The organism is Comamonas sp. MYb396, from assembly GCF_037479555.1.
In the GTDB taxonomy this organism is placed as follows: Bacteria; Pseudomonadota; Gammaproteobacteria; order Burkholderiales; family Burkholderiaceae_C; genus Comamonas.
The window spans coordinates 1-13,330 of the sequence record NZ_JBBGYU010000011.1; the positions used below are offsets into that span (position 1 = coordinate 1).

Sequence of the window (13,330 nt, forward strand, 5' to 3'; positions counted from 1 at the left end):
GGTTGGGCGGGAACAGCGGCCACGGGGCCTTCCACTTCCCAGCGCAGCTGCGACTGGGCGATGACGCCGGTCTGCGCAGCAATCTGCTGCTGCACGGCTTCGATTGTGGTCAGGCCCTCGATCGGCGCGAGCTGGGCCTGGGTCAGGGCCACCGGCACGCGGCCGGTCAGCGGCTTGGTGGTCTGGGCGCAGTACACCTGCTCCACGCCGGGGCGGGCGGTCTCGATCAGGAAGGAGTTGGCCTGCGACACATCGGGCACCATCAGGCCGATGCGACCCTGGGCCACCACCGCCTGCTGCTGCGGGTTGGGATAGACCTGGGTGACCACCTGGGCGGCATCCTGGTAGTAGCAGTAGAGGAAGCCGGTACGGGCCGGTGCCACGCGCAGCACCACCGAGGTGCCGATGGGCAGCTGCGATGCCAGCTCCTTGTGGCCGAGCAAGGACAGCGCCAACGCGTCGGTGGTCGGCTCGTTGTCCGGCAGGCCATGCGGGCGCGGCTTCAGCTCGTCGCTTTGCGGCGAGTAGCTGGAGGCGATTTTGTCATCGGCCGACATGCCGGCATACAGGCGCAGCAGGCCCATATAGGTCTCGAAGTTGACGACGCCAACCGGGGTCAGGTCCAGCGATGCCTGGTAGAGCGCCAGCGCATTGCGCAGCGCGGTGGAGTCGTTGCCATCGATGGGGCCGCTCCAGGCGCCTTCGGCCTGCAGCACGCGCTGGGCCAGGGTGATGCGGTCGGCCGCGCCTTGCTCGTCAAACCAGGTGCGCATCTGGCGTTTGAATTCGGGGTGGTTCTGCTCGTAGTCGATGCATTCCCAGTACGGCACCTTGGCCCATTTGCCCACCAGCTCGATGGTGGCCAGGTCGACCAGCAGGCGCACGGCCGCGCCTGCGCCCTGGTTCACATCGGCAGCCACTTCGTACTGCACGCCCAGGCGGTAGATGTGCTTGGGCAGGCCGGTGGCGCGCCCGCCGATCTCGACCGAGCGGCCGCCGGTGGCGACGACCAGCTCGTTGGCCGAATCCAGACCGGGGTAGAGCGTGCGGGAGTTCATGTCGCCCAGATGCAGGTCGAGCCCCACGACCGTGCCCAGCAAGTCCCAGCTGTAGCCGGTGTCGGTATTGGCGGTGGAGACGCCCAGGCTGCTGCGCTTGGAGACCACCGTCTTGTCGCCAAAGCTGATGGCGCCCGAGACATAGATCTGCGGCTTGCGCAGCTCGATCTGGCCGTTGTTGAGCAGCAGGCTGGTCATCGTCTGCACGGTGTCCTGCTTGAGCGCATCGACCTCATAGTCCACCACGCGGAAGGCCTGGCTGGTGCGCGACATGCGCGACAGCGCCGTGATCACCATCTCCTTGGTGCCGGTGGAAAAGAGGCCCGAGGGATCGGGGATGCTCTTGACCGCCACCAGGGTCGAGGGCACCTGCTCGGCCGCCAGCATGCGGTCCATGCAGGCCAGGCCTTCGCGCATCGCCGATGCGGATTTGGTGGGCGTGACCAGCGGCGACTGCTCGGTGATGCCCTTTTCAATGATGTCCTTGCGGTCGGACAAGGTGGGCTGGATGCTGCAGGCAGACAAGGCCAGCACGCAGGGCGCAAGCGCCAGGCGGCGAATCGATGAAAGATGCATGGTGGTTGTTCGTTATGGCGATGGTGGGGCTGCCGCTGGGGTCAGCGTCCTGCCGGGCTCCCTCGTCCCGGGGTAGCTGCGCAGAGGTCTCAGACTCTGGCGCAGAAGCCATCGTGTTTATTTGCAGATATTGATGACGGAGCCACGTACGACGGTCACCTGGTCGGCATTGCCCGCCCCATAGCGGTTACCGATACCGGCCGTGCCTTCGTTGATCTGGGGGGCGGCACCCACATTGGTATTGCAGTTCTTGCCCGAGGGGCCGGTGACCATTTCACGCTCGATGGCGGATCTGGAGTCCTGCTCCGTCAGGTAGTTGCGGGCCATGGCGTTGCTCACCTTGTTGCGTGAGGCCGGGTCGAGCCCGGTGCGGCCTGCGGGTGGCTTTTGCTGCGCCTGCGCGGCGGCGCACAACAGGGCGAGAACCCATACCCCGGCATAGCTGGCTTTCATGCGCAGTCTCCTGGAGGGACCCTCTGCACAGCGGTCGGCAGGCTAAGAAATGCGGCCGCATCCTATAGCGCTGACGAATGCTCTGCAGAAGATCTTTTTGATAGGGGCCGGCCAGCAAATGGTCTCCAGACGCATTCGGCGGCCAGCGGGATGAAGGGATGGGGATTACTTGCCGTCGTTGGATGCGAGGTTTTGCTCGGCCTTGGTCATCGCGCCGATCGCCATATTGGCCACGGCACCATTGGTGACCGAGACTTCCTGCTTGTTATTGCCGCCGATATTGACGTTGCCCTTGTTGGAGGCCAGGTTTTGCGTGGCAGTGGCACCAGCGCCAATGGCCATATTGGCGACAGCGCCGTTTTTCACGGTGACCTTCTGGTCGTTGTTGCCTTTGATCTTCACTTCTGCCTGGGCAGACATGGCGATAGCCGAAACCGACACCAGAATTGCGAAAAACTTCTTCATAAAAATCTCCTCGTTACTGAAAGAATATGGTGCACATCCTTGTGATGCACCTCTGCAGTCAGCTCCCCTGTCGGAGAAACCGAACCGTTCATCGGCGTGCGGCCGCAGGGCGCCCTGCTACCGTCCGCCAATGTTCACTACGCTGCGCATGCCGGTGCCGGTGGCCTGGTTGACCACGGGGCCACCGACGGAAACCACCTGGCTGCCACTGCCAACACCGCCATTGCGCGACGCAATATTCAATTCGCTATAGGCCCCGAAACTGGCCATGTTCGCGACCACGCCATTGACCGAGGTCACCTGGTTGTTGCCGCGGATCTGGCGAATGTTCTTGTTTGACGAGATATTCATCACCGCCTGGGCCGCTGGGCCGGAGATATTGACGATGCCGCCATTGACCACCACCTGCTGGTTGTTTTGGGCGAATACCGAGGCGCTCAGCCCCAGGCCTGCGCACAGCAGCAGATGCCGCTGTTTTGCCAGTGCCTGGATGAATGCCTGCTTGGCGCCTGTAATGGATTGATGGCCCATGGTCAATAGCTCCTTGCCGATAGACGAAAACTTGCTAAGGCGTGTTTTTAACTGCAGTCCGGCACGGAGAAATGACGAGTTGAAACCGGGTGATTCATGAATATTTCATGACATAAGAAATATCTAGTAGCAATCAGATTTTGTTTTTTGAAACTGCCTATAGAAAACAAATATGCAGGTAACAAGTGAATTACATATGAGGCTATAAACTGAATCGATGCGTAGGCAATTTCTTTACAAAGATCTGCAAATTGGCAACTCGCTTTACTTTTGAGCTTTGTTTTTACGAATACGTAAAAAAAGCCTGCTCCAACTGGGCAGGCTTAGAAGAGGATTAGCTGAGTTGCTATAAAAAAAGCAGCCCCAGGGGGCTGCTCTTGGTGTTTACCCTAGGGTGCACCTTGGGCGCTGGCGCTGAGCGCCACAAGCTCTATTCAGGCGCCGGCCTTGACCTTCAGGCGCCAGGCGTGCAGCAATGGCTCGGTGTAACCCGAGGGCTGCTCCTTGCCCTTGAACACCAGGTCCAGCGCGGCCTGGAAGGCGGTGCCCTGCGGGTTGGCCACCAGGCTCTTGTAAGCCGCATCGCCAGCGTTCTGGCCATCGACCACCTTGGCCATGCGGGCAAAGCTGTCGCGCACCATCGCCTCGGTCACGATGCCGTGCTGCAGCCAGTTGGCGATGTGCTGGCTGGAGATGCGCAGGGTGGCGCGGTCTTCCATCAGGCCCACGTTGTGGATGTCGGGCACCTTGGAGCAGCCTACGCCCTGGTCGATCCAGCGCACCACATAGCCCAGGATGCCCTGGACGTTGTTGTCCACTTCCTGCTGCTTGTCGGCATCGCTCCAGTTCGGGTTGGCGGCCACGGGCACCTGCAAGATGGCATTGAGCAGGTTGTCGCGCTCGGCATCGGCGCTGGTCTTTTCCAGCTCCTTTTGCACCTCGGCCACATTGACCTGGTGGTAATGCAGCGCATGCAGGGTGGCGCCGGTGGGCGAGGGCACCCAGGCGGTGTTGGCGCCGGCCTTGGGCTGGGCAATCTTTTGCTCGAGCATGGCCTTCATCAGGTCGGGCATGGCCCACATGCCCTTGCCGATCTGGGCGCGGCCACGCAGGCCCATGGTCAGGCCCACGAGCACATTGCTCTTCTCATAGGCGGGCAGCCAGGCGCAGGTCTTCATGTCGGCCTTGCGCACCATGGGGCCGGCGTACATGGCGGTGTGCATTTCATCGCCGGTGCGGTCCAGGAAGCCGGTGTTGATGAAGGCCACACGTGCAGGCGCTGCGGCAATGGCGGCCTTCAGGTTCACCGTGGTGCGGCGCTCTTCGTCCATGATGCCGAGCTTGACGGTGTTGGCGGGCAGCCCCAGCATCTGCTCGACGCGGCCAAACAGCTCGTTGGCAAAGGCCGCTTCGGCCGGGCCGTGCATCTTGGGCTTGACGATATAGACACTGCCGGTGCGGCTGTTGCGGATGCCCTGGGCGCCCTTGCCCTGCAGGTCGTGCATGGCAATCGCCGTGGTCACCACCGCATCCATGATGCCTTCGGGAATCTCTTGCTTGTTGGCACCCCAGAGGATGGCCGGGTTGGTCATCAGGTGGCCGACATTGCGCAGGAACATCAGCGAGCGGCCATGGAGCTTGAGGCGGTCGCCATTGGCGCCCGTGTACTCGCGGTCGGCGTTCAGGCCCCGGGTTACCGTCTTGCCGCCCTTGTCGAAGGACTCGGTCAGGCTGCCCTTGAGAATGCCCAGCCAGTTGGCATAGCCGTTGACCTTGTCTTCGGCATCCACCGCCGCCACCGAGTCTTCCAGATCGAGAATCGTCGACAGCGCCGCTTCCACCACCACGTCGGAGACGCCGGCGGCATCGCTGCTGCCGATGGGCGTGGCCTTGTTGATGATGATGTCGATATGGATGCCATGGTTCTTCAGCAGCACCGATTGGGGTGCGGCCGCATCACCTTGGTAGCCGACAAACTTGGCGGCGTCCTTCAAGCCGCTCTTGCTGCCGTCCTTCAGGGAGACGGCCAACTGGCCGCCTTCAACAGCGTAGCCGGTGGCATCGGCATGCGAGCCTTGGGCCAGTGGCGCGGCCTGGTCCAGGAACTGGCGGGCATAGGCGACCACCTTGGCGCCGCGCACCGGGTTGTAGCCCTTGCCCTTTTCTGCGCCACCGTCTTCGCTGATGGCATCGGTGCCGTAGAGCGCGTCATACAGCGAACCCCAACGGGCGTTGGCGGCGTTCAGTGCATAGCGGGCATTGAGAATGGGCACCACCAGCTGGGGGCCGGCTTGCACGGCCAGCTCGGAGTCCACGTTCTCGGTGCTGGCCTTCACTTCCTTGGGTTGCTCGACCAGGTAGCCGATCTGCGTCAGAAACTGGCGGTAGGCCGGCATGTCGGTGATGGGGCCGGGGTGGGCCTTGTGCCAGCTGTCCAGCTCGGCCTGCAGGCGGTCGCGCTCGGCCAGCAGGGCCGCGTTCTTGGGCGCCAGGTCAGAGACGATGGCATCAAAACCTTGCCAGAACGCAGCGGGCTCCACGCCCGTGCCTGGCAGCACCTGGGTGTTCACAAAGTCATACAGAACCTGGGCCACTTGCAGGCCGTGGACGGTGGTGCGTTCAGTCATGGTGTCTACCTTTCAATACTTAACAACTGCAGGTGCGCGGGAGCACCCATCAGCACACTTTATTCCATACCCACCATGGCAATCAATCCATTAAAAACACTTTGATATATGACTTTTATGGAGGTAATCAACGACTGCCAACGCCTCGTTAGGTGGGTGTGGATGTGATGGTTTGAATGATCCGATCCAGCGTATTTATATATCAAGCCTCTGTCAGGACCGTTGCCGGCGTAAGCGCTGGCTCGCTGCAGCGCCCTAGCACAGCTGTTGCCCAAAAGTAGCAAGCGATCAGAAAAAGCGCGCAAAGCTTGATGAAAATCAGAAATGATCAGATACAATCATTTTCATCAGGAGGCGATAATTTTCCACGCGCCTTCGCTTTTCAGGAGTGTTTCCATGGCGAATTTGACCGACAGCTTGAATGATCTGATGTCTCTGGAAGGCGCTCTGTGCGCAGCGGTTGTCGACTACAACAGCGGCATGATGCTGGCCAGCGCCGGCACCGGCGTGGACATGGAACTGGCAGCTGCCGGTAACACCGAAGTGGTGCGCGCCAAGATGAAGACCATCAAGGCCCTGGGCCTGAACGAGAACATCGACGACATCCTCATCACCCTGGGCAAGCAGTACCACATCATCCGTCCTTGCTCGCGCCTGGCCGGCATCTTTGTGTACTACGTGCTCGACAACAAGCGCGCCAACCTGGCGCTCGCACGCCGCAAGGTGACCGACGTCGAAAGCGCGATGACCATGTAAGGGTGGGCCGCGCCGCGCTAGGCCGGCCGCGCTAGGCCGCGCCAGCGCTGCTGAGCGGCCATGGTTGTTACCTGGCGTACCACCATGGCGCCGCCGCGTCGCAAATAACATACGCTTTGTTACGAGTTGCGGGCTGCGCTGCTGCCCGCTGTTTTTGCAGGCGGGCACAAGCCAGCCCATGCGCGGCTGCTATCCAAATGTCAGATTCCTGCGCCGGCTGCACCTGCCTGGGTGACAGCCGCATGCAGAGAATGATTGCTCTGATCAGAAGTGACTTATTAGAATCATCTATACCTTAATAAGGTGGTAGTGCTTGATATAGATCACATGGATTGGAGATCGACATGGCAAATCTGAACGACAGCTTGAGCGACTTGATGACGATGGACGGCGCGCTGTGCGCTGCCGTGGTGGACTACAGCAGCGGCATGATGCTGGGCAGCATCGGCAGCGGTGTGGACATGGAGCTGGCAGCGGCTGGCAACACCGAAGTGGTGCGCGCCAAGATGAAGACGATGAAGGCCCTGGGCCTGAACGACAACATCGACGACATCCTCATCACCTTGGGCAAGCAGTACCACCTCATCCGCCCATCGCAGAAGCTGGCTGGCATCTTCGTCTACTACGTGCTGGACAAGGCCCGCTCCAACCTGGCGCTGGCCCGCCGTAAGGTGGCCGATGTCGAGTCGAACATGAGCATGTAAATACACGCTAAGCGGCGTTGGCCGCCACCGCACAACGGGCCCCGATGGGCCCGTTGGCTTTTGCAGCGCCCGTGCTGCGCAGGCTAGGCCGAGACCAGCGGCGCGCGGAACTGGTAGCCCACTTTTTGCTGCGATTGCAGCGGCACCGCCAGCGGCGTGGCCTTTTCGATGCGGCGGCGCAGGCGGTAGATGGTGGCGTGCAGGCTGTTGTCGGAGTCGCTGGCCGTCGGGTAGCCCAGCAGCTCACGGATCTGGTCGCGGCCCACGACGGCGCCCTGGGCTTTTAGAAAACACTGCATCAGCATCAGGTCGGTGGGGCTCAGATCCACGCTCTGGCCATCGGGGGTCAGCAGCAGGCTGCGGTGGCTGTCGAGCTTCCAGGCCGTGGCGACCTGGGCGGTGGTCATGATGCGGCGGTGCACGGCGCGCACGGCCAGCTCCACCTGCTCGAAGGTCACCGGCTTGGTCAGGTACATGTCGGCGCCGGCATTGATGACCTCGGCAAACACCTCGGGGCCCAGCCGGCCCGAGACGATCAGCACGCCCGCCTGGTTGCGCTTGCGCAGAATGCGCAGCAGCTCGGTGCCGTTGACGCCGGGCAGCATCAGGTCCAGCACATAGAAGTCAAAACGGTAGGGCTCGATGTCGGCCAGCAGGTCGCTGCTGTCGTTGTAAACCTGTACCTGAACGCCCTGGTTGCGCAAGTGCTGGGCCAGAAATTCGCTGTATTCGGGGTCGTCGTCGACCAGGGCGAGCGTGGCGGGGAGCATGGTGGTTCCGTGAAATGGTGCAGTCGGTGAAAAGTCCTGAGAAGCGCGGTGCCAGCTTCTGCAGGGGCAAGCGGCCGGTGGCCATCGCGTGGCTGGCTAATCGTCCAGCCCTTGGGGCAACTCCATGCGCATGATGGTGCCGTTTGGCTGGCGCGGCAAGGCCTGCACGGTGCCCTGGTGCAACTGCACCACCGAGCGCACGATGAACAGACCCAGGCCCGCGCCCGCCCGGTGGCGGTGTTCGGTGCCGCGCGTGCCTTTCTCGAACAGGCGCGGGCGCAGGCTGTCGGGGATGCCCGGGCCTTCGTCGATCACCTCGATGATCAGCGCCAACGGGTCGTCCGAATCGGCCAGGCGCAGCAGCACCGGGCTGTCAGCCGGGGCGTAGTTGAGCGCATTGTTGAGCAGGTTGCGGATGGTCAGCCGCATCAGCGCCGGGTGCAGCTGCACCGTGCGCGCCTCGGCATCCCAGACCACCTGGATGCGCGGGCGGGCATCGGCAGCGATGTCGTGCAGCACCAGGTTGACGAGGGTCGGCAGGTCGGTATCGGACGAGGCGCCAGCGCGCCCGCCCACGGCAAGAATGGTGCCGGCCGCCAAGGTGTTGTCCAGGGTGCCGATGACCTGCTGGAGCACATGCTCGGCGCGCAGCAAGGCCTTGGTGGCCGGGGTGGTCTGGCTCAGCTGCAGCTCGGCAATGGCCGACATGGTGGCCTGCATTGCGGCCGAAGCGTTGTTGAGCGGCTGGCGGATCTCATGCGAGAGCAGCTGCAGCATTTCGCTGTGCTCGGTGAGCATGGCGGTGCGCCAGTCCAGCAAGGTGCGCAGCTTGAGCAGCTCGCTTTTCTCTTCGGTGCGCTCCAGATCGGTGGACGAGAGGGAGGCCAGCTGCGCGCGCAGGTCGTCGGTTTGCGCCGCGTTGGCGTATTCGGCGCTGCAGTCCTGCATCAGCATCAGCACGCCCTGGGCGGTTTTGTTGCCTGCCGGCCCGGGCCAGAGGTGGGGTGAGAGGCTGATGCGGCGCCAGGCGACATGGCCATGGGCATCGGTCTTGCGCGTGTCGAACTGCTGGCGCAGGCCCTGGGCGGCGGCCTGCAACGCGTCGTGGTGCTGCTGGGCAAAGTCGGGCGGCAGCGCTTCGTCGAGCAGTTGGCCGACGATGCCGGTGGTGGGCACGCCAAACCATTCGCACCACTGCGGTGTGGCCAGGCGCAGGCGCTGGTCACGGCCCCAGTAGGCCATGGCAACGGGGCTGCTGCCAAACAGGCGCAGCAGCTGGGCGGGGGCGTACCAGAGGGCGTCGGCGCTGGAGGGGGTGCTGGTGGGCGGCGTTGAAGCTGGCGGCATAGGAGCGGGGGCGCAGGAAAAGAGCGGCTGTCAATGATGTCGCAGCGGGATGTGCGCTTTCATGCGCCCGCCAGGCCGGAGCCCCGATGATAATAGGCTGTGGCCCTGCCAGCGCGTCGCACAAGCGGCGGCCAGCGGGCTTTGCGTATTTTCTGTGTTCTGTCTGGTATGGATCGCCTCAAGCAGCTCGAATCATTTGTCGCCATCGCCTCGCGCGGCAGCCTCACGGCCGCTGCCAAGGCCGAAGGCGTGGCCCCGGCCATCATGGGCCGCCGGCTCGATGCGCTGGAGGAGCGCCTGGGTGTCAAGCTGCTGGTGCGCACCACCCGCAAGCTCACCCTGACCTACGAGGGCGCGGCCTTTCTGGAAGACTGCCAGCGCCTGCTGGCCGAGCTGGCCAGTGTCGAGGCCAGCGTCAGCGCCGGCGGCATCAAGGCCACAGGCCATCTGCGCGTGACCGCGCCGGCCGGCTTTGGGCGCCGCCATGTGGCGCCGCTGCTGCCGCTCTACCATGCGCGCCACCCCGACGTGACGATCTCGCTGAACCTGAGCGACCGCCTGGTCGACCTGGCCGGTGAGGGCTATGACTGCGCGATCCGCGTGGGCGACCTGCCCGATTCCTCGCTGGTGAGCGTGCGCGTGGCGGACAACCGGCGCCTGTGCGTGGCCACGCCCGAGTACCTGCGCCGCCGGGGCATTCCGCGCCACCCCAGCGAGCTGAGCCAGCATGACTGCCTGACCTTGTCGAGCGAGGCCTCGCAGACGCGGGGCTGGGCGTTTCGCATGCCGGCAGCCACTGGCGCCAGCGAGGTGGTCTACCTCAAGCCCGGCGGCCCGCTCGATTGCTCGGACGGCCAGGTGCTGCACGACTGGTGCCAGCAAGGCTGGGGCATTGCCTGGCGCAGCACCTGGGAGGTCGAGTCCGAGATTGCCGCCGGCCGCCTGGTCGAGGTGCTGGAGAACTTTGCCGCGCCGCCCAACGGCATCTATGTGATGTTCCAGCAGCGCAAGCACCTGCCGCTGCGGGTGCGCTTGTGGATCGATTTCGTCAAGCAGCACTACGAACGAGCCGATTTCTGGAAAAAGATGGAGTAACACGATGACTTTGGAAGCTGTTCTGGCCTGCCTGCACCTGCTGGCCTTGTTGACCATGGTGGTTTTTCTCTCCAGCGAGGCGGCGCTGTGCCGCGCCGAGTGGATGAATGGGGCTGTGGTGCAGCGCCTGGCGCGCCTCGATCTGATCTACGCCTTTGCCGCGCTGGCGGTGCTGGCCACCGGCCTGCTGCGCCTGTTTCTGGGCGCCAAGGGCGTGACCTGGTATGTCAGCCAGCCGCTGTTTCACCTGAAGATGACCTTGGTCGTCGTCGGCGTGGTGCTGTCCTTCAAGCCGACAGCCGTGTTCCGCCGCTGGTTACGGCAATTGCGCGACAATGGCGCTTTGCCCGGGGACGCCGAGGTGCGCGCCACGCGTAAATGGGTCATGTGGCAAGCCCATCTGATTCCCGTGATCGCCGCCGTCGCCGTGTTTTATGCCCGGGGCTGGTAAACCGGCCTGGCGCTGGTAACTGCTTCGTCTAAGTTTCAAATATGTTGCAAGTCAAAAAAGATTTGCTCGCAGTGCTTGCTGCCGAGCTCGAGAAATTGTCGCCTGGCGCAGGTAGCCGTGCGGCCTTTGAAACGCCCAAGGTGGCCGCCCACGGCGACTATGCCGTGACCGCCGCGATGCAGCTGGCCAAGCCGCTCAAGGCCAACCCCCGCGCACTGGGCGAGCAGCTCAAGGCCGCACTGGAGGCAGCGCCCGCCTTTGCGCAATGGGTGGAAGCGGTCGAGATCGCCGGCCCCGGCTTTTTGAACCTGCGCCTCAAGCCCGCTGCCAAGCAGCAGGTGGTGCAGGAAGTGCTGGCCCAGGGCGAGCGCTTTGGCATGCAGCCCCAGCGCGATGAAAAGATCATCGTCGAGTTTGTCTCGGCCAACCCCACTGGTCCGCTGCACGTGGGCCACGGCCGCCAGGCCGCGCTGGGCGATGCGATCTGCAACCTCTACGGCAGCCAGGGCTGGAGCGTGCACCGCGAGTTCTACTACAACGACGCGGGCGTGCAGATCGATACCCTGACCAAGAGCACCCAGCTGCGTGCCAAGGGCTTCAAGCCCGGTGACGACTGCTGGCCCACCGACAGCGAGAACCCGCTGGCCAAGAACTTCTACAACGGCGACTACATCGGCGATATTGCCCAGGCCTTCCTCGCCAAGCAGACCATCGAGGCCGACGACCGCGCGTTCACCGCCAATGGCGATGTCGAGGACTACGACAACATCCGCAACTTTGCGGTGGCCTACCTGCGCAACGAGCAGGACAAGGACCTGCAGGCCTTCAACCTCAAGTTTGACGAGTACTACCTCGAGTCGAGCCTGTACCAGAACGGCCATGTGGAAGAGACCGTCAAGCGCCTGATCGCCAGCGGCCACACCTATGAGCAGGATGGCGCGCTGTGGCTGCGCACCACTGATTTCGGGGACGACAAGGACCGCGTGATGCGCAAGTCCGATGGCACCTACACCTACTTCCTGCCCGATGTGGCCTACCACACGCAGAAGTTCCTGCGCGGCTACGGCAAGGCCGTCAACATCCAGGGCACGGACCACCACGGCACCATCGCCCGCGTGCGCGCCGGTCTGCAGGCGGTCAATGTCGGCATCCCCCAGGGCTACCCCGACTATGTGCTGCACACCATGGTGCGCGTGGTGCGCGGTGGTGAAGAAGTCAAGATCAGCAAGCGCGCCGGCAGCTATGTCACCTTGCGCGACCTGATCGAGTGGACCAGCAAGGATGCGGTGCGCTTTTTCCTGCTCTCGCGCAAGCCCGATACCGAGTACACCTTCGACGTCGACCTGGCCGTGGCCCAGAACAACGACAACCCGGTGTTCTATGTGCAGTACGCCCATGCGCGCATCTGCTCGGTGCTGCGCGGCTGGCAGGAGCAGGGCGGCGCTGGCCTGCCTGCGCTGAGCGGCATTGACCTGGGCGCGCTGCAGGGCCCACAGGCCCAGGCACTGATGCAGATGCTGGCCCAGTACCCCGAGATGCTGAGCAACGCCGCCGCAGGCAATGCGCCGCACGATGTTACGTTCTATCTGCGTGACCTGGCCTCGGCCTACCACAGCTACTATGATGCAGAGCGTATCTTGGTGGATGACGAAGCCACCAAACTGGCCCGTCTGGCACTCGTGGCGGCGGTCGCGCAGGTGCTGCGCAATGGCCTGGCCGTGCTGGGTGTGAGTGCACCAGAGCGCATGTGATTTTGCGAACAAAGGTAATAACTGCAATGCGACGACATCAACGTGGTGGAACCATCCTGGGCCTGATCCTGGGGCTGCTGGTGGGCGTGGGCGCGGCCTTGGCCGTGGCCGTGTACGTCACCAATGTGCCGGTGCCGTTTGTCAACAAAGGTGGCGTCAAGGGCGAGGCCAAGGACAAGGCCGAGGCGCAGCGCAACCAGAACTGGGACCCGAACTCGCCGCTCTATGGCAAGAACCCCGCGCGAGCGCCAGCGGCTGTGGCGCCGGCCGCGCAGGGCGTGGTGGTGCCAGAGCCGCCGCGCACCGTGGCTGACAACGCCACCCCGCCGGTGGAAAACAAGCCCGCCAAGCCCGAGGTGGTGCTGCCCGATCCAGCCAAGCCCGCCGACAAGCCAGCGGACAAGACCCAGGTCGCCAAGCTCGACCCCAAGGCCGGCCAGGGCGCCGATCCGCTGGGCGATCTGGCCAAGTCGCGCAGTGCCGATGGCACCGACGGCTTCCAGTACTTTGTGCAGGCCGGCGCTTTTCGCAGCCAGTCCGATGGCGATGCACAGCGCGCCAAGCTGGCGATGATGGGCTGGGAAGCGCGCGTGAGCGAGCGCGAAGTCAATGGCCGCACGGTATACCGGGTGCGCGTGGGCCCATTCAACAAGCGCGATGATGCCGATGGCCTCAAAGGCAAGCTCGATGGCGCCGGCGTGGATGCGCAAATCGTCCGCGTGCAGCGTTGAACTTTTGGCGGTGCA

The 13,330-nt window shown here is 63.6% G+C and carries 13 protein-coding genes; 6 read left to right on the top strand and 7 right to left on the bottom strand.

Annotation, left to right across the window (positions count from 1 at the left end):
- From WH265_RS21245 to WH265_RS21265, 5 genes are all read right to left on the bottom strand, one after another.
- A partial coding sequence (locus WH265_RS21245) for a DUF4384 domain-containing protein (RefSeq protein ID WP_339559581.1) occupies positions 1-1,634 on the bottom strand: 1,634 nt, incomplete at its 3' end.
- 117 nt (positions 1,635-1,751) lie between these two features.
- Positions 1,752-2,087, bottom strand: a complete 336-nt coding sequence (locus WH265_RS21250) for a hypothetical protein (RefSeq protein ID WP_021025065.1) — start codon at positions 2,085-2,087, stop codon at positions 1,752-1,754.
- A 165-nt stretch (positions 2,088-2,252) separates the two neighbouring features.
- The gene (locus WH265_RS21255) at positions 2,253-2,552 is read right to left on the bottom strand and encodes a hypothetical protein (protein WP_021025064.1); all 300 of its coding nucleotides are present in this window, start codon (positions 2,550-2,552) and stop codon (positions 2,253-2,255) included.
- A gap of 117 nt (positions 2,553-2,669) precedes the next feature.
- Entirely contained in the window at positions 2,670-3,083 is a 414-nt protein-coding gene (locus WH265_RS21260; protein ID WP_148293011.1) for a hypothetical protein, read from the bottom strand.
- A gap of 434 nt (positions 3,084-3,517) precedes the next feature.
- On the bottom strand, positions 3,518-5,710 hold the full coding sequence (locus WH265_RS21265; RefSeq protein WP_339559582.1) for a malate synthase G: 2,193 nt from the start codon (positions 5,708-5,710) through the stop codon (positions 3,518-3,520).
- 396 nt (positions 5,711-6,106) lie between these two features.
- On the opposite strand from WH265_RS21265, the gene WH265_RS21270 reads away from it, so the two are divergent.
- Together WH265_RS21270 and WH265_RS21275 are read left to right on the top strand one after the other, a co-directional pair.
- On the top strand, positions 6,107-6,466 hold the full coding sequence (locus WH265_RS21270) for a hypothetical protein (protein WP_021025061.1): 360 nt from the start codon (positions 6,107-6,109) through the stop codon (positions 6,464-6,466).
- 344 nt (positions 6,467-6,810) lie between these two features.
- Complete coding sequence (locus WH265_RS21275; protein WP_027010452.1) at positions 6,811-7,170, top strand: hypothetical protein; 360 nt, start codon at positions 6,811-6,813, stop codon at positions 7,168-7,170.
- 83 nt (positions 7,171-7,253) lie between these two features.
- Here WH265_RS21275 and WH265_RS21280 read toward each other — a convergent pair whose 3' ends face one another.
- Together WH265_RS21280 and WH265_RS21285 are read right to left on the bottom strand one after the other, a co-directional pair.
- Positions 7,254-7,940, bottom strand: a complete 687-nt coding sequence (locus WH265_RS21280) for a response regulator transcription factor (RefSeq protein ID WP_021025059.1) — start codon at positions 7,938-7,940, stop codon at positions 7,254-7,256.
- 96 nt (positions 7,941-8,036) lie between these two features.
- On the bottom strand, positions 8,037-9,287 hold the full coding sequence (locus WH265_RS21285; RefSeq protein WP_339559583.1) for a sensor histidine kinase: 1,251 nt from the start codon (positions 9,285-9,287) through the stop codon (positions 8,037-8,039).
- A 168-nt stretch (positions 9,288-9,455) separates the two neighbouring features.
- On the opposite strand from WH265_RS21285, the gene WH265_RS21290 reads away from it, so the two are divergent.
- The 4 genes from WH265_RS21290 to WH265_RS21305 are packed head-to-tail and all read left to right on the top strand — an operon-like array spanning position 9,456 to position 13,315.
- The gene (locus WH265_RS21290) at positions 9,456-10,382 is read left to right on the top strand and encodes a LysR family transcriptional regulator (protein WP_339559584.1); all 927 of its coding nucleotides are present in this window, start codon (positions 9,456-9,458) and stop codon (positions 10,380-10,382) included.
- Positions 10,383-10,386: 4 nt separating this feature from the next.
- Positions 10,387-10,833 (top strand): DUF2214 family protein, encoded by a 447-nt coding sequence (locus tag WH265_RS21295; protein ID WP_021025056.1) that lies wholly within the window; start codon positions 10,387-10,389, stop codon positions 10,831-10,833.
- A gap of 41 nt (positions 10,834-10,874) precedes the next feature.
- On the top strand, positions 10,875-12,584 hold the full coding sequence (gene argS / locus WH265_RS21300) for an arginine--tRNA ligase (protein WP_339559585.1): 1,710 nt from the start codon (positions 10,875-10,877) through the stop codon (positions 12,582-12,584).
- A gap of 26 nt (positions 12,585-12,610) precedes the next feature.
- A complete protein-coding gene (locus tag WH265_RS21305; RefSeq protein WP_021025054.1) occupies positions 12,611-13,315 on the top strand; it encodes an SPOR domain-containing protein in 705 nt (234 codons plus the stop codon).
- Positions 13,316-13,330 lie beyond the last annotated feature (15 nt).

Bases quoted from the DNA above. Each gene is read 5' to 3' on its own strand.
- WH265_RS21285 (WP_339559583.1), bottom strand. From the start codon at position 9,287: ATGCCGCCAGCTTCAACGCCGCCCACCAGCACCCCCTCCAGCGCCGAC.
- WH265_RS21275 (WP_027010452.1), top strand. From the start codon at position 6,811: ATGGCAAATCTGAACGACAGCTTGAGCGACTTGATGACGATGGACGGC.
- WH265_RS21270 (WP_021025061.1), top strand. From the start codon at position 6,107: ATGGCGAATTTGACCGACAGCTTGAATGATCTGATGTCTCTGGAAGGC.
- WH265_RS21265 (WP_339559582.1), bottom strand. From the start codon at position 5,710: ATGACTGAACGCACCACCGTCCACGGCCTGCAAGTGGCCCAGGTTCTG.
- WH265_RS21255 (WP_021025064.1), bottom strand. From the start codon at position 2,552: ATGAAGAAGTTTTTCGCAATTCTGGTGTCGGTTTCGGCTATCGCCATG.
- WH265_RS21305 (WP_021025054.1), top strand. From the start codon at position 12,611: ATGCGACGACATCAACGTGGTGGAACCATCCTGGGCCTGATCCTGGGG.
- WH265_RS21280 (WP_021025059.1), bottom strand. From the start codon at position 7,940: ATGCTCCCCGCCACGCTCGCCCTGGTCGACGACGACCCCGAATACAGC.
- WH265_RS21260 (WP_148293011.1), bottom strand. From the start codon at position 3,083: ATGGGCCATCAATCCATTACAGGCGCCAAGCAGGCATTCATCCAGGCA.
- WH265_RS21290 (WP_339559584.1), top strand. From the start codon at position 9,456: ATGGATCGCCTCAAGCAGCTCGAATCATTTGTCGCCATCGCCTCGCGC.
- WH265_RS21250 (WP_021025065.1), bottom strand. From the start codon at position 2,087: ATGAAAGCCAGCTATGCCGGGGTATGGGTTCTCGCCCTGTTGTGCGCC.
- argS (WP_339559585.1), top strand. From the start codon at position 10,875: ATGTTGCAAGTCAAAAAAGATTTGCTCGCAGTGCTTGCTGCCGAGCTC.
- WH265_RS21295 (WP_021025056.1), top strand. From the start codon at position 10,387: ATGACTTTGGAAGCTGTTCTGGCCTGCCTGCACCTGCTGGCCTTGTTG.